Raw genomic sequence first — 19170 nt, 5'->3', positions numbered from 1 at the left:
GCCTTATGTTGAAAAAACTCTTTAAAGATACCATTATCTACGGCATTGCTACTGTACTCCCTCGTGTGCTTACTCTATTGCTCACAAGGTTGTACGTGAATAAACTCGATACTGCCGATTTTGGTATCTATTCAGGGTTGTTTGTCTATCTTATCTTGGGGAACGTACTGCTATCATATGGTATGGAAACAGCTTTCTTCCGCTTTATGAATAAAGGCGAACGGAAGAAGAAGGTACAATCTACTGCACTTACTTCTCTTACAGTCAGCTCTTTGTTTTTCCTGCTGATTGCCTACTTATTGCGACACTTTATTGCCTCCTGGCTGAACTACGATGTACAGTATATTGTCTTTGCCATTTATATATTAGTACTCGATGCCTTAGTGGTCATTCCGTTTGCGTGGCTCAGGAACAAAGGCAAAGCCAAACTTTATGCTATTGTTAAAATAGGGAATACAGCAGTGAATTTAGCTCTTAACATTTACTACCTGAACTATTTACCTGCTGAAACCCTTGCTACCAACGGTGGTGTATATTATATCTTTTTAGCCAACGTTATAGCGAGTTTAGCGACTCTCATTGTCTTACTGCCCATCTATTTCAAAATACATTTCCGTTTTGATTATCGACTTTGGAAAGAGATGATGGTTTATGCTTTCCCTGTATTATTGGCAGGTATTGCTTTTGCGGTAAATGAAGGTTTTGACCGAGTGTTCTTGCGTATGCTCCTTCCCGCTGATACTGCCGATGGAACTATAGGTATTTATTCTGCTTGTTACAAAATGGGGGTATTTATGAACCTCTTTGTTACTGCTTATAAACTTGGTATAGAACCTTTCTTTTTCAGCAGTGCACAGGATAAGAATGCACCTAAAACCTATGCTCGTATCACTGAATATTTCATTGTGTGCGGAGGCTTTATTTTGCTCTTTATTACCGTATTCACCGATGTTTTTAAACTTATTTTGATACCTAACAAAGCTTATTGGGAAGCCCTTTGGATAGTACCTATTATCTTGTTAGCTAATCTATGTTTAGGTATTTACCATAGTCTTTCGGTGTGGTACAAAGTAACCGACCGCACCAGCTTTGGAGCTATTGTATCCTTAGTAGGAATGGCTATCACAGTAGTGTTCAACTTTGCGCTTATTCCTTGGCTCAGTTATAAAGGGGCGGCGTTAGCAACACTCATCACCTATGGGGCGATGATGTTTATTTCGTATTACTACGGACAAAAATACTATCCGATACCCTACAAAAAAAGGAAGATAAAAATCTTCCTTGGAATGAGTGTCGTTTTCTCATTTGTAAATTTCTATGCTTTTGACAATAGCATCTACATAGGTACCTTACTTTTGCTTATTTATGGTTATTTAGCGAGTTTTACTATAAAGCTCAAATCTACTCTTCCTAAACAACCGTAAAAAGGTTCATCTTTTCTTCTTCTTTGTTGCGCATTAGCGCACTGTCTTCCGGTGTTTTATCCTTATAACCGCAGAGGTGTAACAAGCCGTGTGCCAATACCCGCAGGAGCTCTCTTTGGAATGGCACTTTAAAGATGTTAGCATTCTCCTTTACACGCTCTACCGAAATATAAATATCCGAATGGAGCACTTTGCCCTCAGAATAATCAAAGGTGATGATATCGGTAAGGGTGTCGTGTTGCAAATACTCTACATTTATTTTGTGCAAATACTCATCATCGCAAAAAATATAGTTGATATTACCCACCTCTTTACCTTCGGATTGGGCTACGCGTTTCACCCAACGTTTTACTTCGTTTTTCTTAAAAGGAAAGACAAAGGGAGTTTCGTTAAAAAAAGAAGTCATAATAATTATTTTTCTTTAGGCTTATAGGTACTGATACCTAAAAGTGCGTAAATGGGTGAGAAATTGATGAGAATGGTTACCAAAAGCAATATAGAAACGCCTGATAACACGGAAGCAATGGTAATAGAAAACTCGTTAAAATAACCCAATATTGCAGTGATAACGATAATGAGCAAACGGATATTCTTGTCCAAAGTGCTAATATTTCTTTTCATATAGTCACATTTTTTAATTTGTGGCAAATGTACTTCTTTATTTTGAATAAAACAAAGATTTTAAATAATTATACACTCACTTTTGCGCTATCTCAAATTATTTACGCAAACTTCATAGATTTAGTAGGTGATATTTTGGTAATCACATAGGTAGGAATGAGTAGCATCAGCAAGCACAATAGCAAAACGCCTATATTGAGCAATAACACCCACAGAGGAGTGAAAGCAATCGGTACTTCGGTTACGTAATAGGTGGCAGGGTCTAACTTGATAAGGCTGTAACGCTGTTGTAACCAGAGCAATAAGAATCCTAAAACATTCCCCCATAAGAGTCCCAAGCCTATGATATAGGTGGCATTATACAAAAATATCTTGCGGATACTGCGGTCAGAGGCACCTAAGCTCTTTAAAGTACCTATCATTGGTGTTTTCTCCAATATGAGCACGAGAATAGCCGTAATCATATTAAATCCACCAACAACTATCATTATCCCGATGATGAGGTAAATATTGAAATCGAACATACCAAGCCATTCGAAAATAAAAGGAAACTTCTGAATGATAGTTTGCGAATCGAGGAATGAACCTACCTTGCCGTACACTTGTTTGCCTACTTCTTCTATACGGTCAAAATCTTTGATAAAAAGCTCGAAATTGCCTATTTGGTCAGGTTGCCATTTATTGATTTTCTGAATATGACGTATATCAGTGAAGATGTATGACGCATCAAATTCTTGAAAGCCACTATTGTAAAGCCCTACAATTTTAAAACTACGTTGGTTAGGAGCTTGGGCAGCTTCGTCTTTTAAAAAGATAGCTTGGCAACGGTCGCCCAGTTTTAGGTGCAATCTGTTGGCTAAATAGGTAGACATTAGCACCTCATCGGTTACTTCTTCACTCGCTACATTAGGGGTGCGCCCTTCGGTAATAAAATCGCGAATAAGCGACCAATTGTAGTCTTTCCCCACACCTTTAGCGAGAATCGATTCATAAGTGGTTTCAGTACGGATGATACCACCTTTGGTAGCTACTGCTTGAATATGGGTAACTTCGGGTACTGCTGAAAAAGTAGGGTAAAAATCTTGTTTTATAGCAATAGGTTTGGTAGTAACTTGTGACGCATTACTGCTATAATCAAAAATCTGAATGTGCCCGTGAAAGACTACCAACTTCTCCCTAATCTTGCGTTGCAAGCCAATACCCGTAGCAATGGCAATGAGCATCATCACCATACCCACAGCAATGGCAGCTATTGCCATTTTGATAATTGGGGAAGAAATTGTACCTTTGTCCCCTTTCGAAAAAATAACTCTTTTTGCTATGAAATATTCAACATTCAAAACAATAATGCCTTTTAGAAGTGCCAAAATTACACTTTTTTTCTTATGTACGCTTATATCGTGCAAAAATAATGGACAGACACAAGGTAATGCTTCTGTGCAAAATACTGAAAAACAGATGAAAGAAGTGGTGGTGGGCGCTAACCGAATGTATCTTTACATTAAGGATTTACGCGCTAAAAATATAGCTATCGTTACGAATCAGACTGGAATTGTGAAAGCCGAAAAAGGGAATTATGTGCATTTGGTGGATACGTTATTAAAGAAGAAAGTATCTATCAGTAAGGTTTTTGCTCCTGAACACGGATTCAGAGGGGAAGCCGATGCAGGTGAAGTAGTGAAAGACGGCAAGGACTCTAAAACCGGCTTGCCTATTGTATCGCTCTATGGTAAAAACAAAAAACCTACTGCTGAGCAACTGAAAGGTGTAGACCTTGTACTCTTTGATTTGCAAGATGTAGGGGTGCGCTTTTACACTTATATTTCTACTTTGCATTATGTGATGGAGGCTTGTGCTGAACAGCATATTCCTGTAATAGTACTCGACCGTCCGAATCCTAATGCGCATTATATTGATGGAGCGGTATTGCAACCTGCTTTTAAGAGTTTTATTGGGATGCACCCTGTACCAGTAGTTTACGGAATGACTATTGGCGAATATGCTCAGATGATAAATGGTGAAAAGTGGTTGCAAGCAGGCGTTACTGCTGACCTTAAAGTGATTCCTCTTGCCTATTATACACATCAAACGTCTTATAGCTTACCGGTAAAACCTTCGCCTAACTTACCTAATGATATATCGGTGAACTTGTACCCAAGTTTGTGTTTTTTTGAGGGGACAAATGTGAGTATGGGACGCGGTACCGATATGCAGTTTCAGATTTATGGCTCTCCTTATTTTGATAAGACGGCTTTTAGCTTTACGCCACACCCTAATGCAGGCGACAAGAATCCGAAGTTTAACGGTGAACTATGTTACGGTGAGGACTTGAGAAAAACGCCTCGTTTGGATAAACTAAATCTCACTTGGCTTAAAAAAGCTTTTGAGCAAGGCAAAGGAGTGAAAACACCTTTCTTTGCTTCATCGTTCAATAAGATTGCTGGTAATGATATATTAAAGAAGCAAATAAGCGAAGGGAAGACCGAAGACGAAATACGCCAATCGTGGCAAAAGGATATAGAGCAGTTTAAGGAGATGAGAAAGAAATATTTACTATATCCGTAATTAATACTATAATGCCAATAATACCAATTGTTGAAGGTAAAGTGTCAGCTCGTAAGACGATAGACAGTCGTAGCACGATGGGCAGATAAACAAAAGACAAACAAAATATCCTCTCCCCAACCCTCTCCCAAGGAGAGGGAGTGTAGTAACGGAAAAGTGAGACGAACAAAAGACGAACAAAGAACGAACAAAGAACGAACAAAGAACGAACAAAGAACGAACAAAGAACGAACAAAGAACGAACAAAGAACGAACAAAGAACGAACAAAGAACGAACAAAGAACGAACAAAGAACGAACAAAGAACGAACAAAGAACGAACAAAGAACGAACAAAGAACGAACAAAGAACGAACAAAAGACGATGCGATTCGCACGGGCAGATAAAGGAACAATGAAGGGAAGGTGAACCTAAGGCGAAGAGTAATTAAGGTTGTTTAAAAAATAAGAAAGGGTTTAAGTGATTTATAAATCACTTAAACCCTATTTCTAATTAACTAATATTCCTATTTTCTAAAAACGTACCCCTACGCCCAATTGTATTTGTTGGGTAGTTGCTTTTTCTTTAAGGGCGTTACTAATATCACTGTAACCCCATACATAGCGACCGTAAGCAAAAAGAGGACCTAAATTTACTTCGGCTCCTGCTACTAATGAAAAATCAGTATCTTTAAAGAGTTTTTCTCCGTTTTCCCAAGTACTTTGGTCGCGGTTGGCAAGGAAACTAAATTGAGGTCCTGCGTGTAGTGAAATCAATCCGCTAGGGTTGTATTTCAAGAGTACTGGTACACTTACGTAGTTCAGTGTTTTTTTCTTTTCGAACTTGTCGTCCCAAACAGATTGGTAGCTATCGCGGAGCTCTGTATTGGTTTGACTAAAAAGTACTTCACCCTGTAGCCCCCAGCTATCATTGAAATCAAATTCGACGAAACCACCTAATTGATAGCCCAATTTAAAGTTTTTGTCATAGGCTACACCTTCTACTTTACCTAAGTTAGCACCTGCTTTTGCTCCTAAGTGAAACTCTTGAGCATAGGTAGCGGTGGTGAGTAGCATTATCGCAATAAAAGCTGTTAATTTAGTGATTTTGTTTTTCATACGCTTAATTATTGTTTAATGATTCAGTATAGTTATTCCAAATAGTGTGCCAAAAAAAATAATTTACCAAATTACAAATTTGTAAATTAGCAAATTATATACTACTTTTGTGGCGTGAAAATATAAAGCTAACAGACCAATGATTATACATCATTTAGGCGAAGAGCCTTCCGTATTAAACCGATTTATCGCCCAGTTGCGTGATGTAAATATTCAAGCAGACCGTATGCGATTCCGTAAAAATTTGGAACGAATAGGGGAGGTATTGTGTTACGAGATGAGTAAGTTTCTACACTATAAAACGGAAACAATTACTACACCTTTGGGCGAAAAGAAGGTACAACTTCCGAAAGACGAGATAGTAATTTGCTCTATTTTGCGTGCTGGTTTGGCATTGCATCAAGGCTTGATGAACTACTTTGATAATGCTGATAATGCGTTTATCTCGGCTTATCGCAAACACACTTCCGAGACTGATTTCGATATAATGGTGGAGTATCTGGCTTCGCCGTCCTTAGAAGGTAAAATCTTATTCTTAGCTGACCCAATGCTGGCTACAGGGCGTTCGTTTGCTAATGTATTCAATGCGCTGAAACCTTTAGGGACACCTAAAGAAATACATTTGTTTGCTGTTATAGGGGCACAGCAGGGGATAGAATACTTGGAAGATAAGTTTCCTGAGACTACTCATTTATGGATTGCTACCATAGATGCTCACCTTAACGACCACGGCTATATAGTACCAGGTTTAGGTGATGCGGGTGATTTAGCTTTTGGTAATAAAATGGAGTAGAAGCCCTATGGCAGGCATAGATAATAGTGACCATAGTACGATTTCTTTTAGCCACCACACACGTATTTTCTCTACATAAAGAGCAAAGAGAATGGCAATAGGGGCAAAGGTGTATATCACTTCTTTGGAAAGGAATACTACTATAAGTCCTATCCAGAGGAATTGTATTACTACTAATGAGCTGATACTGTGATAAACACTTCTGAAATAGTATACTGCTAATGCCACTAAAAGAAGGAGCGCTAAGCTACATACTGCTATTGTTGTAGCAATGGAATGAGAGGAAAAGTTTAGAAGATTATTTATATCTGAAGTGATGAGATTTGTAAAATCATCAATAGGAAAAGGCTCTTGAAGTATTAATAAAATAGCCCCTAATAAGATGCTAACAGTAATGATTGCTAAAAGAGGTATAAACCAATAACGGCGTTTTTCAGCTCCGTAAAAGAGCAGAGAAATCCATACATTTAGCAGAAAAATTAAAGCCCAAGGGTGCAACAAGCCTGCACAAATGATTAGTAGAGAAGTATCGAATAGTTTTTGTGGAATGCCTTCACCTGTTTTAAGAGTAAGTACACGCCACAAGGCTACAATGATAAGTAAGTTAGCACCTACTAATTTCACTTTATCAAAAAGGGTAGGGAAGAGCACTACGAAAATACTAAAGAAGGCTATAGAGTAGCAGTTTTTAGTGTCAGTAAGTTCATTCCACCGGTCTATTTGATGAAGTAATAATAAAGAAAGAAAGAGTAATACAAAAGTACTCATTAAAACAGTGAGATGAGACACGTCACTGAGAGGAAGTTGTAGTATTTTAAATTGAAATAGCCCATCACCTATCAATAGTGCTAATAGCACAATGATAAATGTGATGGGCTTTGTATTTTCAAAACGTACTGATAGCATTAGTTACTAATAGTTAAAATATTACCAGCTACTGAAACATTATAATTTAGTAAAGGATAAGGTTTGGCAATTTGCCCAATAGCAATAGGAGCCCCTGATATTAAATTGTAAACTGTTTTACCACAAGAACATTTGGCAAAAGTATAGTCGTGACCAGTCTTCTCATAGCTATTTTCATCTTCTATAGCCCTTATGCCAAACAGGCGACTATGACACTCTTGTAAATTATGATTAGGACAAGTAGCCTCCCAAGCACGATATCCTCCATTACTATAACAAGTCACAAAAAATCCTTTAATACCTCCGTAGGGTATAAAAACCGTATTCATAGGTGTTTTTAAGCTGTTATAGAGAGGTAAACTTATATCGATAGTATAGGTGAAATGTACTTCTCCTAAGTTAGGGTTACGCGTTTGTCGCTCTTTCTCACAAGAAAGTAGTCCAATCAAAAATATTACATATATCAGTCTATACATCTTGTTACCTATTATTTAGCTTAAAATTGATACCCTACTCCCATTGAGAGTGTTCTATTTTTAAAGTCGTAAGAATTAGCAATGCCCGTACTAATGAGGCTTGCCTCATCGCCTTCAAAGATATTAGTGAGTCCTTGTACCCAACGTATTTCGAAAAACCAACCTGCATCAGTAGTGTAACCTATCCCTGCAGTCATAGCTACATCTATAATGTCTATGGCATCTGATTTTACACGAGTTACGGGTTCTGTACCATTGAAGTAGAAATTAGGCTGGTCAACGCGATATTCTATCTGAGGACCTACGTGCAAATTAATACCCTTCCCTACATTGAATCGTGCCATTACAGGAGCCGAAATATAATCAAGAGCCAAAGTAGCATTCCCATATCTATCAGATTTTATTTGTGCACCACGACGATTGTAGATACCTTCTATCTGTAAAGAGAACAATTTAGATAGGGGAAACTCTAAAGTAACCCCAGCATAATAACCGTGATATGGTTTAAAACTTGCCTCACTACTTACATCTCCTTTTAAGGTAGCATAATTGTACCCTGCTTTCACTCCTATGTATTGTGCTTTTACATTGTAAAAAGCAAACAAACATATGGCTAATAATACTATTCTTCTCATTGTTTATTATTTTTAGATGTTAGTCGTTTGTTGTTAATACTATAATTTTTTGGTAGAGATAATCTTCACGGGACAGGCTTTTTGTGCTTTCTCACAATCCTCAAAAATACTATCGTCATAACTTTTTAGGGTGAAGAAGCCTTTCTTTTCAGTGGAACGTAATAACACGCTCTTGCCATCTTTTTTCGACATCTGGAACTGCTCAGGAGCCATCTCTACGCAGTAGTTACAGCCGATGCATTTTTCACGCTGTAAGGTTACTATTACCATATTAAACTAAATCTGCTAATCTGCTAATTGATATTTGTTTTTACTATTTTATACAGTTTATCTGATAACCTTATTCTGAAATTGGTTTTGATAGTACAAGAATCACCTTTCTTAGCTCTTTCAGCAGGAGTATCGTTTACCATCATTGAGGTCAGCTCTATTTCTTGAACGCCTGTTGAAGGTCCAGTGATGAGCAACTTGTCGCCTATCTTTATATCAAAAGCTTCAATAGCAAACTCTGCAATACCAGTCTTAGGAAAATAGTGTTTGCCTTGCCCAATGTACACTTTCTTTTGGGTAGCATTAGAGCCTGGGTTCTCGCTCCATTCACCGAGTTTTTGCCCTAAATAATATCCACTCCAGAAACCGCGATTGTACACCGTTTTGAGGGCTTCTATCCAGCCTTCAAATTTTTCTTTACTGTATGTGCCTGCGTAATAAGCATCTATTGCTTCTCGGTAGGTGCGAATAACGGTAGCCACATACTCAGGAGCGCGCCCACGTCCTTCAATCTTTAATACCTTTGCCCCTGTGTCGATTACTTGGTCTAGGAAGTCAATCGTGCAGAGGTCTTTAGGCGACATCATATACTCGTTATCCAATTCTATTTCAAAACCGCTTTCTTGGTCGATTACAGTGTATTTCTTGCGGCAGTTTTGCTTGCAAGCTCCGCGATTGGCTGAGGAATTGTGTGAGTGCAAACTCAGGTAGCACTTGCCTGATACCGCCATACAAAGCGCCCCGTGTCCAAATATTTCTATTTCTACCAAATTGCCCGAAGGTCCTTTGATTTGCTCTTTTTCTATCTGCTCACATATCTTCTTGATTTGTCGCAAGCTCAATTCACGGCTCATTACCATTGTATCAGCAAACATCGCGTAGAAGCGCACGGTTTCAATATTAGTGATATTGATTTGAGTAGAGATATGCACCTCCATTCCTATTTGTCGAGCATAAGCTATGACTGCCTGATCCATAGCTATTACAGCTGTAAGACCTGCTTTTTTGGCAGCGTCTAATAGTGTTTTGATGATAGATAGGTCGTGGTCGTAAATAATAGTATTAAGGGTGAGATAAGTGCGAATGCCCTTAGGAGCACAACGACGCGCTATTTCATCAAGGTCGCCAATCGTAAAGTTGATACTTGCCCTTGCGCGCATATTCAGCTGGTCTACCCCAAAGTACACTGAGTCGGCACCATTGTCTATTGCCGCTTGTAGCGACTCAAAATTACCAGCTGGTGCCATTAGTTCAATTTTTCCTGAATGAGTCATTATATAGTGAGTGAGGGGGCAAAGATACGAAAATAAAGTAGAATTTGAAAATTGTAATGCATAAAATTAAGTAAATAGCGAAAATACTCTTAATATGCTAACTTGTCAGTGAAGTAAAATATTAATGTTCTTCTAGCTTCTCTGTTAGTTCAAACCAGCGTTCGGTCTTTTCCTCTATGGCAGTAAGTGTCTCTTGCAAGGCTACTGATTGTTCTTGTATTTCATTACTGCTAAGACTTCCTTCGGCAAAAGTAGCTTCTATAGCAGTTTTTTTCTCTTCTAACTGCGCTATTTCTTTTTCCAATCGGTTGTATTCCTTCTGCTCGTTGAACGATAAACCTTTCGTTCCGTCCTTGCGCCAAGTGTTTTTGGTGGCTTCTTTCTTGGGAGTATCGTCTGTCGGAGGAACGCTCTCTTCGTACACGCGGTAATCGGTGTAGTTACCAGGGAAATCCTCTACTTCGCCATTGCCTTTGAAGACAAAAAGGTGGTCTACTATTTTATCCATAAAATAGCGGTCGTGCGATACTACCACCAAGCACCCTGGATAGTCTAACAAAAAGTCTTCTAATACGTTCAGAGTAACAATATCGAGGTCATTCGTAGGCTCGTCTAAAATCAGAAAATTGGGGTTTTGAATGAGTACAGTACATAGGTATAAGCGTTTGAGTTCCCCTCCACTGAGTTTCTCTACATAGTCGTATTGCTTTTTATGGTCGAAGAGAAAGCGTTCCAATAGCTGTCCTGCTGAGAGAGTGCGCCCTTTAAGTAGAGGAATGTAATCGCCATACTTTTGTATCACTTCTATTACCTTTTGTCCTTGTTGTACCTCAATACCATCTTGGGTATAGTACCCGAACTTAATAGTGTCTCCCACTACTATTTTACCACTATCAGGCGTGATAGTCGAGGTGAGCAAGTTGAGAAAGGTGGATTTGCCCGTGCCGTTCTTACCTATAATTCCCACTCGTTCGCCCCGCAAGAAATTATAATTGAACTTATTGAGCACGCGCAAGTCTCCGAAGCTCTTGCTCACATTGTGAAACTCCACCGTCTTGCTTCCCAATCGCTCCATATTGATTTCGAGCTGTACCGAGTGCTCCTTCCGACGCTTGTGGGCTGCCTCCTTTATCTTATAAAAATCGTCTATACGCGATTTCGATTTGGTAGTCCGTGCCTTAGGTTGCCTACGCATCCAGTCGAGTTCCTTTACATAAAGGTTTTTAGCCTTCTCTACCGATGCCTGCTCTTGTGCTAATCGCTGTTCTTTTTTCTCTAAGAAATAGGAATAGTTCCCTTTGTAGCTGAATAGTTCGCCATTGTCCAATTCCAGGATTTCATTGCATACGCGTTCTAAAAAATAACGGTCGTGCGTAACGATAAAGAGTGTGAGGTTTTCTTTGGCAAAGTACTGTTCTAACCATTCAATCATTTCTAAGTCGAGGTGGTTCGTAGGTTCGTCCAATATCAGCAAGTCAGGTTTGCTAATAAGTACATTGGCTAAGGCGAGGCGCTTTTTCTGTCCTCCCGAAAGGTTTTTTACTTTCTGTTGAAGGTTGTCTAATTTTAGGCGGAAGAGTATTTGTTTGTATTGTGTTTCAAAATCCCAGGCATTATGGCGTTCCATCTGTTCAAAAGCCTTTTGATAAGCCATTTCGTTTTCAGGGTGCTGTAAAGCGTGTTCGTACTCCTGAATCAATCGTAAAATAGGATTGTCGGTTGCAAAAATAGTCTCTTCTACCGTGAGTTCTTCGTTAAAAGAGGGATTTTGTGAGAGAAAACCTATATGTATGCCCTTGCGGAATACTACTTGTCCGCTATCGGGTTGGTCTTTGCCTGCAATAATATTGAGTAAAGTAGTCTTTCCTGTACCATTTTTAGCGATAAAGGCTATTTTTTGGTCTTTATTGATACCAAAAGAGATGTTTTCAAGGATTATGCGTTCGCCAAAGGCTTTTGATATATTTTCTACGGATAGTAAGTTCATTTAATTTAGATAATAAATTAAAATTAATTTGTGATGTTTCTATCTGCTTGGCTATACGCCCAAGGGGCTCCGTTGTTCTCTATATTAGTCATCATCACATTGAGTTCGGTAGGGGCTGCCGATTCTTCCATTACCAAATACTGCCTCATATCCATAATAATAGATAACGGACTGATGCTCACAGGGCAGACCTCCACACAAGCATTGCAAGTGGTACAAGCCCATAGTTCTTCAGGAGTAATGTAGTCGCCTAAAAGTTGTTTGCCATCGGGTTCAAAAGTACCGTGTTTGTCGATATTGCGCCCTACCTCTTCTAAGCGGTCACGTGTTTTCATCATAATCGCGCGAGGAGAAAGCTTTTTACCGGTGAGGTTCGCCGGACATTCATCAGTACAACGCCCGCACTCGGTACAAGTATAGGCGTTCATCAGCTGTAACCAAGTGAGGTCGGTCACGTCCGAAGCTCCAAACTTATCAGGAGGGGCTGTGTCTTGTGGTGTTGCAAAAGGGTCGGCATTGGGGTCTAACATTAGTTTCACCTCTTGTGTTACCGCTGGGTTTACCTTAGAAGCTCCTAACGGACGAATAGGTGCGTAGTACGTATTAGGGAAAGCTAACAGTATGTGTAGATGTTTGGAGTAATATAAGTAGTTTAAAAAGCATAAAACCCCAGTAATGTGTAACCACCAACAACTGCGTTCTACAACTATAAGAGTGCTTACCGAAGCGTTTCCTAACAAGGGGCGTAACCATTCGCTCACAGGAAAAGAACCTGCTTGCACATAGTGGGTTACGTGTAATGTTTGTAGCTGACCATCGGCAGCGTTCATCAGTAGGAAAAGACTCATCATTGCCATTTCGGCATAAAGGATATTGCTTGCATCTTTTTTTGCCCACCCTCTGATTTCTGCCTTGCGAAAGCGTGGTAGTTTTAGTACGTTTCTCCTTATCCAAAATACGGTTACTGCTACAATCACTAAGAGAGCTAATACCTCAAAAGAAGCTATCAAGAAGTTGTAAAACACCCCTAAGAAGGCAAATATGCGGTGGGTTCCTATGATACCGTCAGTAATAATCTCTAAAAGTTCGATGTTGATAATCAAGAAACCTGCATATACAATAATATGCAACACACCCACTATGGGGCGTACCAACATTTTCCGTTGCCCTAAAGCGAGCCACAACATATTTTTGAGTCGCTCTTTGCGGTTGCCAGAAGTGTCTTCCGGCTTGCCTAAACGAATATTCCTAATGAGTTTCCGTAGATTATAAATAAAAAAGCCTCCTCCTATACAGAGAAGTATTATAAATACTATGTTAGGAAAGAAGCTCATCAATACAGTTTATTCTCCTTTTTCTTCGTCTTGAGGCTCGTATGTTTTAGCTTTTTTACCAAAAACGGAGAAATGAAGATAACGCTTAGGATTTAAACGAAGGTCTTGTAAGAGCAATTCGAGCTGTTTAGCCGATTTGTCTAAATCTTTATAGAGCGTTTCGTCTTTTAGTAATTTTCCAATAGTACCCTTGCCGCTTTCTACTTCAGCCAAAAGAGTATTGAGGTTGTTAAGAGTTGTTTGTGCATTGGCAATTACTTTATTGAGTTCAGCTTCCGAAAGCTGTCCTGATACTTTTGATAGATCAGTAGTGATTTTATTAGCATTGCTTAAAGTAGTATTCAAATTGGCTTGATTAGCTACCAACATCTTATTGAGGTTTACTGATGCCTGATTTAGGTTGTGCATTGTCGCGCTCAGTTCGGCAATGGCAATTTTTAAATTGTTAGTAGTTTTAGCATCTAAAACACTGTTCACTCCTGTAAGAGTGGTATCGGCTTGTCCTAAAAGGCGATTGAGTTTGTCTTGTGTAGGTTTGATTGACGAAGAGATAGAGGCGAGCATATCTTCTTGTACACGTGCTTCTAATACATCTCCCGATACGGCTATAGGAGCATTATCGAAGGCGGGAATAATTTGCAGTCCTGCACCTCCAAGCAAACTGTTGTAAAGCTCGGCTACACTATTCTTAGAGAACTTAAAATCGTCTGAACACTCCATCGTGATTTTTATCTTGGCACTTTTCTCTTCTAAGTCCACTGCTTCCACACTCCCTACTTTCACCCCATTCACAGTGATTTGTGTACCTGTTTTTAACCCTCCTGAATGAGGAAAATAAGCGTAATAAGTATTCGTTTTATTAAATAATGATTTAGACTTTAAGAAGTTAAAGCCTATATAAAAAGCGGCAATACCCGCCACAACTATAATAGCTGTTTTTATTTCTCTGGATAGTTTCATCAGTTTCTATTTGAATAAGTTTACTTTTCTATTTGTTTAGCTCTTTCTACTGTAATGCGTTTCTTTTGGTAAAAAGCTACGATATAAGCATCTTTATACCCTTTTTTTTTTGCTTTGTTCAGTAGCTCAAGGGCTTCTCTGTGCTTCGAAGTATCACCATAGTAATACACATATACACGCCCGTCTTTTTCAACCGATATAGGCGAGAGTCCTTTGAAATTAAAAGCCTTTGTTTCTAAATTTTTAGGGCTTGATGATATCTGTACTTTATAGCTCAAATCGCTGTTGTTGATAGTGCTATTACTTGTACTTTGTCTCGGGGTATTACTTTTTTCTCTTACTTGTGAAATACTGTCGTCAGGGGTAGTATAAGAACTTTTGTCTTCTATCCATTTCTTGTAAGCGAGTATCGCCTCAGCAATGTTCTCTGCAAACTCTTCTTGCCCCTTAGCCGAGGTGAGGAATTTGCGTTCCTCGTTGTTAGTAAGGAATGCTGTTTCTATAAGAATACTGGGCATATAGGTTTGGTGCAAGACGATGAATCCCGCTTGGCGCACGCCTCTGTTAGTGCGTTTCATCACTCCTGTGAGTTGGTTTTGCACTAACTTAGCTAGCTGAATGCTCTGCTCCAAGAACTCTTCTTGCATAATAGATAGCCCTATTACCGATTCAGGTGAGTTGATATTGTACTTAGCGTATTTCTTTTTGTAATCATCTTCCAAGTAGATTACCGAGTTTTCAGCTTTGGCAACCTCAAAGTTCTGCTGGTTGGCGTGTAGCCCTAATACATATGTTTCCGCACCGTCTACTTGTGTTTCGTGAGCGTTGCAGTGTACTGAAACGAATACATCGGCTTTGTTCCTATTGGCAATAGCTCCACGCTCATAAAGGTCAATTAGCACATCGGTTTTGCGAGTGTAAATCACCTTTATGTCAGGGTAAGCCTCTAACTTTTTGCCTACTAATAATACTATTTTCAGCACCACATCTTTCTCAAAGATGTTTTTCTGTACTACTTTACCGGGGTCTTTACCTCCGTGACCCGCATCTAAAACTACTTTAAACACAGGGTTCTTCTGTCCATAAAACAGACTAAAAGTACTACTGCATAGTGAAAAAAGAAGAATGTATATAAATTTCATTAATATATGTTCTGCTTAAAATTGGTGCAAAGGTAATTATTTTACTCGAATATACAAAAAGCGTGACGTTAAAGTTTCATTTTTAAAGGAATAAAGGAGGTTATCTGCAATAAATAACCTCCTTATTCTATCAATATATCAAGCAAATTTTATTTTGATTTACCTTGATTTGCCACGCTGTTGATAGCGGCTGCAATAGCTTCTTGGTCGCCTAAATAATAATGTTTGATAGGTTTTAAATTAGCATCGAGTTCATATACCAAAGGTACTCCCGTTGGGATATTGAGCTTTAAGATTTCTTCTTTTGAAAGCCCGTCGAGGTATTGTACCAAAGAACGCAAGCTGTTACCGTGTGCTGCGATAATCACACTCTTGCCTGCTTTAATGTCTGGCGCAATTTCGTTAAACCATATAGGCAACATACGGTCATAACAATCTTTCAAACTTTCGCCTGCTGTTTTTTCTTCTTTGGTAAGTGAAGCGTAACGACGGTCGTGTGAGGGGTGACGTTCGTCCGATTCTTCAATAAGTGGAGGACGAACATCGTAAGAGCGTCTCCACAAAAGTACTTGGTCTTCACCGTATTTAGCAGCAGTTTCAGCTTTGTTCAAACCTTGTAGCGCCCCGTAACTCTTTTCATTGAGTCTCCAGCTTTTGTGTGTAGGCACCCAAAGGTCGCCCATTGCCTCCAAAGCATTGTTCAAGGTTTTGATAGCTCTTTTGAGCACTGAAGTATAGGCAACATCAAATTTGAAGCCTTCTTCTTTCATTACGCGTCCTGCTTCACGTGCTTCTTGTACGCCTTGCTCTGTTAAATCTACATCTTGCCACCCTGTGAATAAGTTGAGCTTGTTCCATTCACTTTGCCCGTGGCGTAAAAGTACTACTTTATACATATATATTTAATTAATTTTATTTTTATTCTTCTCCTTCTTTTTTACCCAAACCTCTGAGGAAATTGCCTATTTGTTTTTTGGCTTCTTTTTTAGCCTCTTCTTTGGCTTTCTCTTTCACTTTAGTCATTGTGCTGTCTTTGTTCTTCATCAGTCCTCCCACGGTTTTGGTTATTTCGCTTGCTGTACCCGAACTTGTTTTACCTCCTAAAGCCTTTTGTAGTGCGTCAGTGCCTTTAGTGGTAAGGTTGTTAATTTGGTTTTTAGCTATTTGGGTAGCCAAATTTTTTACTACGGCTTTAGCATCGGTGCTTACTTGTGGTTTTTTGAAAGTTCCACCTACGGTTGCTACCACAGGCAAGTTGTTTATCTTTTTCTGGTTTTCAGGAGTCAGTTTTGCTAACAAACCTTCTGCTTCTTTACCCAACATTTGAGGCGGTACATTAAAGGTGAGCTTGTAATTCATCTGTTGGTCAAATCCGTGAGAACCAGCTACCTCTATGGCTACATCTTTATATTTGATAGTAAAAGGCTTGATTTTTACTTTTCCATCTTCAAAATCAACCGCTGCTTTCACATCTTTTAGGTTGAGATTGGCTAAATTTAAACCTGTAAATTGGCTGTCTAAGGCTGAGAGTAGAGGAGAACCGTGGCTGTCAATCTTAGAGTCGATAAGTGCTGCAAATAGGTCGCCCGAGATACTGTTAATTTGAGGAGTTAAATCGTTTTTCAAATTACCTTTTACGTTGATAACCGTATTCACTTTCCCTTGTACAACTTTCGCAATAGGCGCTATCTTTTCGAGCATAGTAATTTGCGTAAAAGCATCGGATATGTTAAGGCGGTTGAGGTTTAAATCTACGTCAAAGGTAGGTACTTTTTCTTTGGTCGATACATCTCCTGCAAGAGCTATATTTCCTCCAAAAATATCCGATTTTAAGTTCTCTAAGGTTACTTTTTGGTCTTTTATAATCAGTTTGCCCGATACATTACTCAATTTCAAATTGTCGTATAACACCGTATTGGCTTTTGCAGTAAGCGCACAATCTAAGAAAGCTGGTACTTTTATAGCCGCTTCTTTTGTAGAGGTCTTATTAGCTTTAGGTGCTTCTTTGGTTTCTTGTTTTGCAGGAGCAGACGATTCTGTTGCGGGTTGCATAAAATCGTTTACTACTAACTTGTTCGAAGATAGATTAAAGTTTCCTTTGAGGATTTCTTTTCTGAAAGCAAAACCGTACAGATTATCTATCGTTCCAGTAAGGTGTAAGTCGCTATCACCTGTGCGAGCATCAAATTTTGAAAGCCCAATGTGCGACGGATTAAAGGCTACGTTTAAGTTATCAATATGGAAAGGTTTTACAAACTCCTCACCTGCATATACAAACTGAGAAAGCGACAAATTACCTTGCGCTTTAATTTTTTGATAATTCTTAGCCTCTACTGATTTCATATCCAATTGTGTCGCTATATCAGCACGTAAGATTCCTGCCAACTTCTTGTTTAACGAAATAGGGTATGCTTGCGATAAGTTTGCCAAGTTGATAGTCCCTTTTACTGCCATATCCACAAACGGGTTTACTACCACATTGCTCACATTGGCACGAGCCGAAAAATGGTCTTGGTCGATACTCATCGTAAATTTGTTGAGGTTCACTTTGGTATCGTTGGTAATACCCGTAGCGTTGTTTACTTTTAGGTCGATAGTGATGTCACGTACCGTTTTAGGCAGGTTCGGATATTTAAAAGAAGCATTGTCTGCATACATTTCAAGTCCGAAAGTAGGGATTTTATCACCTACCATATCACCTTTGGCAAAACCTTTCAGAGTCAGATTTCCTGTGGTATTTACATTCTCAATGCTTTTAGAGTACTCTTCGGGAATGAGCGCTAAAAAGTTTTGAAATGAATTGGTAGGGGTGCTAAAAGTAAGGTCGTAATGTTGTCCTTCCTCCAATAACTGAATAAAACCATCGAATACCAAATCCAAACGATTTACAGTAGCTTTGTTTTGCTTGAAAGTATATTTCTGATTTTTGAGGTCGATGCCCAAAATAGCCTGCAAGGTGATAGGCACTCGCTTCATAAAAGTGCTCTTACCCATTGCAAAAGTTAGGTTGGCTTTCGTCTGAGTGTCTAAGTCCAATACCTCTTCGGCAAAGTTTCCTTTCCCGCTGTGGTAAATATCGGCTGCTTCCATAAAGAGGTTGCCGTCGTCCATTTTGAAAGTAAATTTCAGATTTTCTACATTGTACCGCTGAATATCTAGCTTGATAGGTGCTGACTCTTCCTCAGGTTTATCCGAAGGAATAGCGATATCATAGTTGCCTTCTCCCTCCTTGTTAAGGTGTATATACACCGAAGCATCTTTCACATTAGCTCCTAACAAATTGTAGTTGCCCGCTAATAAATCTTTGATGCTAAGCGTTACATCTATGTGTTTAGCAGCAAAAAGTGTATCACCTACGAAAGGCTCTTTGTTTACCAAAACAAAATCGTTGAGGGTAACACGTGCCTTAGGAAAGTTTTTAAACAGACTAATATCAACATCTTGCAATCCGATGTTCGCCTTTAAGTTTTCATTTGCCATCTCAATAACCTTTTCCTTGATAGTATCTTTAAAGAAAAAAGGAAGAGCAATCATTGCGATGATGAGGAGCAGTAGGGTTATACCTCCCCATTTCAGTATTTTTTTAGCTATTTTCATTCGTGTTTTAGCAATTATGTTTTCTGAGTGCAAAGATACGAAATAATTAACAATTAGCAATAAATTCTGAAATAATTATTTTGTTCATTG

The 19170-nt window shown here is 39.0% G+C and carries 19 protein-coding genes; 4 read left to right on the top strand and 15 right to left on the bottom strand.

Annotated features, from left to right (window positions below):
- The first annotated feature begins 5 nt into the window (after positions 1-5).
- Positions 6-1424, top strand: a complete 1419-nt coding sequence (locus tag HW278_RS00835; RefSeq protein WP_178976641.1) for a lipopolysaccharide biosynthesis protein — start codon at positions 6-8, stop codon at positions 1422-1424.
- Here the strand turns inward: HW278_RS00835 and ybeY are convergent.
- The 3 genes from ybeY to HW278_RS00820 form a co-directional block, all read right to left on the bottom strand.
- The gene (ybeY, locus tag HW278_RS00830; protein WP_015783089.1) at positions 1411-1830 is read right to left on the bottom strand and encodes an rRNA maturation RNase YbeY; all 420 of its coding nucleotides are present in this window, start codon (positions 1828-1830) and stop codon (positions 1411-1413) included. The genes HW278_RS00835 and ybeY overlap by 14 nt on opposite strands.
- Positions 1831-1835: 5 nt before the next feature.
- A complete protein-coding gene (locus tag HW278_RS00825) occupies positions 1836-2045 on the bottom strand; it encodes a DUF2892 domain-containing protein (protein ID WP_002672528.1) in 210 nt (69 codons plus the stop codon).
- 101 nt (positions 2046-2146) lie between these two features.
- Positions 2147-3304: an ABC transporter permease gene (locus tag HW278_RS00820; RefSeq protein ID WP_053580744.1), complete on the bottom strand. Its 1158-nt coding sequence runs from the start codon at positions 3302-3304 to the stop codon at positions 2147-2149.
- Here HW278_RS00820 and HW278_RS00815 point away from each other — a divergent pair.
- The gene (locus HW278_RS00815) at positions 3288-4610 is read left to right on the top strand and encodes an exo-beta-N-acetylmuramidase NamZ domain-containing protein (RefSeq protein WP_178977972.1); all 1323 of its coding nucleotides are present in this window, start codon (positions 3288-3290) and stop codon (positions 4608-4610) included. The two genes, HW278_RS00820 and HW278_RS00815, sit on opposite strands and share 17 nt — an antisense overlap.
- A gap of 156 nt (positions 4611-4766) precedes the next feature.
- The gene (locus HW278_RS00810) at positions 4767-5006 is read left to right on the top strand and encodes a hypothetical protein (RefSeq protein WP_178976529.1); all 240 of its coding nucleotides are present in this window, start codon (positions 4767-4769) and stop codon (positions 5004-5006) included.
- 115 nt (positions 5007-5121) lie between these two features.
- On the opposite strand, the gene HW278_RS00805 is transcribed toward HW278_RS00810, so the two are convergent.
- Entirely contained in the window at positions 5122-5706 is a 585-nt protein-coding gene (locus HW278_RS00805) for a porin family protein (RefSeq protein ID WP_178976640.1), read from the bottom strand.
- A 139-nt stretch (positions 5707-5845) separates the two neighbouring features.
- Here HW278_RS00805 and upp point away from each other — a divergent pair, with 139 nt between their 5' ends.
- Positions 5846-6499: a uracil phosphoribosyltransferase gene (gene upp / locus HW278_RS00800; protein WP_002672507.1), complete on the top strand. Its 654-nt coding sequence runs from the start codon at positions 5846-5848 to the stop codon at positions 6497-6499.
- Here upp and HW278_RS00795 read toward each other — a convergent pair.
- The 11 genes from HW278_RS00795 to HW278_RS00745 all read right to left on the bottom strand — a co-directional run bounded on the left by HW278_RS00795 (position 6473) and on the right by HW278_RS00745 (position 19080).
- The gene (locus HW278_RS00795) at positions 6473-7405 is read right to left on the bottom strand and encodes a hypothetical protein (protein ID WP_016479415.1); all 933 of its coding nucleotides are present in this window, start codon (positions 7403-7405) and stop codon (positions 6473-6475) included. The genes upp and HW278_RS00795 overlap by 27 nt on opposite strands.
- A complete protein-coding gene (locus tag HW278_RS00790; RefSeq protein ID WP_178976639.1) occupies positions 7405-7881 on the bottom strand; it encodes a hypothetical protein in 477 nt (158 codons plus the stop codon). The genes HW278_RS00795 and HW278_RS00790 overlap by 1 nt, the downstream gene beginning before the upstream one ends.
- Positions 7882-7901: 20 nt before the next feature.
- Positions 7902-8516 carry a porin family protein gene (locus HW278_RS00785; RefSeq protein WP_178976638.1) on the bottom strand — a complete coding sequence of 205 codons (615 nt, stop codon included), beginning with the start codon at positions 8514-8516 and terminating at the stop codon, positions 7902-7904.
- A 39-nt stretch (positions 8517-8555) separates the two neighbouring features.
- On the bottom strand, positions 8556-8786 hold the full coding sequence (locus tag HW278_RS00780; RefSeq protein ID WP_002672503.1) for a ferredoxin: 231 nt from the start codon (positions 8784-8786) through the stop codon (positions 8556-8558).
- 23 nt (positions 8787-8809) lie between these two features.
- Complete coding sequence (locus HW278_RS00775; RefSeq protein ID WP_178976637.1) at positions 8810-10060, bottom strand: peptidase U32 family protein; 1251 nt, start codon at positions 10058-10060, stop codon at positions 8810-8812.
- 121 nt (positions 10061-10181) lie between these two features.
- Complete coding sequence (locus HW278_RS00770) at positions 10182-12047, bottom strand: ABC-F family ATP-binding cassette domain-containing protein (RefSeq protein WP_178976636.1); 1866 nt, start codon at positions 12045-12047, stop codon at positions 10182-10184.
- Positions 12048-12070: 23 nt separating this feature from the next.
- A complete protein-coding gene (locus HW278_RS00765; RefSeq protein ID WP_178977971.1) occupies positions 12071-13381 on the bottom strand; it encodes a (Fe-S)-binding protein in 1311 nt (436 codons plus the stop codon).
- A gap of 9 nt (positions 13382-13390) precedes the next feature.
- The gene (locus tag HW278_RS00760; protein WP_178976635.1) at positions 13391-14341 is read right to left on the bottom strand and encodes an MlaD family protein; all 951 of its coding nucleotides are present in this window, start codon (positions 14339-14341) and stop codon (positions 13391-13393) included.
- A 20-nt stretch (positions 14342-14361) separates the two neighbouring features.
- On the bottom strand, positions 14362-15483 hold the full coding sequence (locus HW278_RS00755; RefSeq protein WP_009411845.1) for an N-acetylmuramoyl-L-alanine amidase: 1122 nt from the start codon (positions 15481-15483) through the stop codon (positions 14362-14364).
- Positions 15484-15632: 149 nt separating this feature from the next.
- Complete coding sequence (gene gpmA, locus HW278_RS00750) at positions 15633-16379, bottom strand: 2,3-diphosphoglycerate-dependent phosphoglycerate mutase (protein ID WP_002672496.1); 747 nt, start codon at positions 16377-16379, stop codon at positions 15633-15635.
- 22 nt (positions 16380-16401) lie between these two features.
- Positions 16402-19080 carry an AsmA-like C-terminal region-containing protein gene (locus HW278_RS00745; RefSeq protein WP_178976634.1) on the bottom strand — a complete coding sequence of 893 codons (2679 nt, stop codon included), beginning with the start codon at positions 19078-19080 and terminating at the stop codon, positions 16402-16404.
- Positions 19081-19170: the final 90 nt, after the last annotated feature.

The sequence above is a fragment of the Capnocytophaga sp. oral taxon 902 genome, from assembly GCF_013394735.1.
GTDB lineage: Bacteria > Bacteroidota > Bacteroidia > Flavobacteriales > Flavobacteriaceae > Capnocytophaga > Capnocytophaga ochracea.
Note: the sequence above shows the minus strand (reverse complement) of the source record. Positions and strands in the feature narration are given on the sequence as shown.

What these genes read in the sequence shown, in the direction of transcription:
- HW278_RS00835 (WP_178976641.1), top strand. Translation starts at nt 6, where the DNA reads ATGTTGAAAAAACTCTTTAAAGATACCATTATCTACGGCATTGCTACT.
- ybeY (WP_015783089.1), bottom strand. Translation starts at nt 1,830, where the DNA reads ATGACTTCTTTTTTTAACGAAACTCCCTTTGTCTTTCCTTTTAAGAAA.
- HW278_RS00825 (WP_002672528.1), bottom strand. Translation starts at nt 2,045, where the DNA reads ATGAAAAGAAATATTAGCACTTTGGACAAGAATATCCGTTTGCTCATT.
- HW278_RS00815 (WP_178977972.1), top strand. Translation starts at nt 3,288, where the DNA reads ATGGCAGCTATTGCCATTTTGATAATTGGGGAAGAAATTGTACCTTTG.
- HW278_RS00820 (WP_053580744.1), bottom strand. Translation starts at nt 3,304, where the DNA reads ATGGCAATAGCTGCCATTGCTGTGGGTATGGTGATGATGCTCATTGCC.
- HW278_RS00805 (WP_178976640.1), bottom strand. Translation starts at nt 5,706, where the DNA reads ATGAAAAACAAAATCACTAAATTAACAGCTTTTATTGCGATAATGCTA.
- upp (WP_002672507.1), top strand. Translation starts at nt 5,846, where the DNA reads ATGATTATACATCATTTAGGCGAAGAGCCTTCCGTATTAAACCGATTT.
- HW278_RS00795 (WP_016479415.1), bottom strand. Translation starts at nt 7,405, where the DNA reads ATGCTATCAGTACGTTTTGAAAATACAAAGCCCATCACATTTATCATT.
- HW278_RS00790 (WP_178976639.1), bottom strand. Translation starts at nt 7,881, where the DNA reads ATGTATAGACTGATATATGTAATATTTTTGATTGGACTACTTTCTTGT.
- HW278_RS00785 (WP_178976638.1), bottom strand. Translation starts at nt 8,516, where the DNA reads ATGAGAAGAATAGTATTATTAGCCATATGTTTGTTTGCTTTTTACAAT.
- HW278_RS00780 (WP_002672503.1), bottom strand. Translation starts at nt 8,786, where the DNA reads ATGGTAATAGTAACCTTACAGCGTGAAAAATGCATCGGCTGTAACTAC.
- HW278_RS00775 (WP_178976637.1), bottom strand. Translation starts at nt 10,060, where the DNA reads ATGACTCATTCAGGAAAAATTGAACTAATGGCACCAGCTGGTAATTTT.
- HW278_RS00770 (WP_178976636.1), bottom strand. Translation starts at nt 12,047, where the DNA reads ATGAACTTACTATCCGTAGAAAATATATCAAAAGCCTTTGGCGAACGC.
- HW278_RS00765 (WP_178977971.1), bottom strand. Translation starts at nt 13,381, where the DNA reads ATGAGCTTCTTTCCTAACATAGTATTTATAATACTTCTCTGTATAGGA.
- HW278_RS00760 (WP_178976635.1), bottom strand. Translation starts at nt 14,341, where the DNA reads ATGAAACTATCCAGAGAAATAAAAACAGCTATTATAGTTGTGGCGGGT.
- HW278_RS00755 (WP_009411845.1), bottom strand. Translation starts at nt 15,483, where the DNA reads ATGAAATTTATATACATTCTTCTTTTTTCACTATGCAGTAGTACTTTT.
- gpmA (WP_002672496.1), bottom strand. Translation starts at nt 16,379, where the DNA reads ATGTATAAAGTAGTACTTTTACGCCACGGGCAAAGTGAATGGAACAAG.
- HW278_RS00745 (WP_178976634.1), bottom strand. Translation starts at nt 19,080, where the DNA reads ATGAAAATAGCTAAAAAAATACTGAAATGGGGAGGTATAACCCTACTG.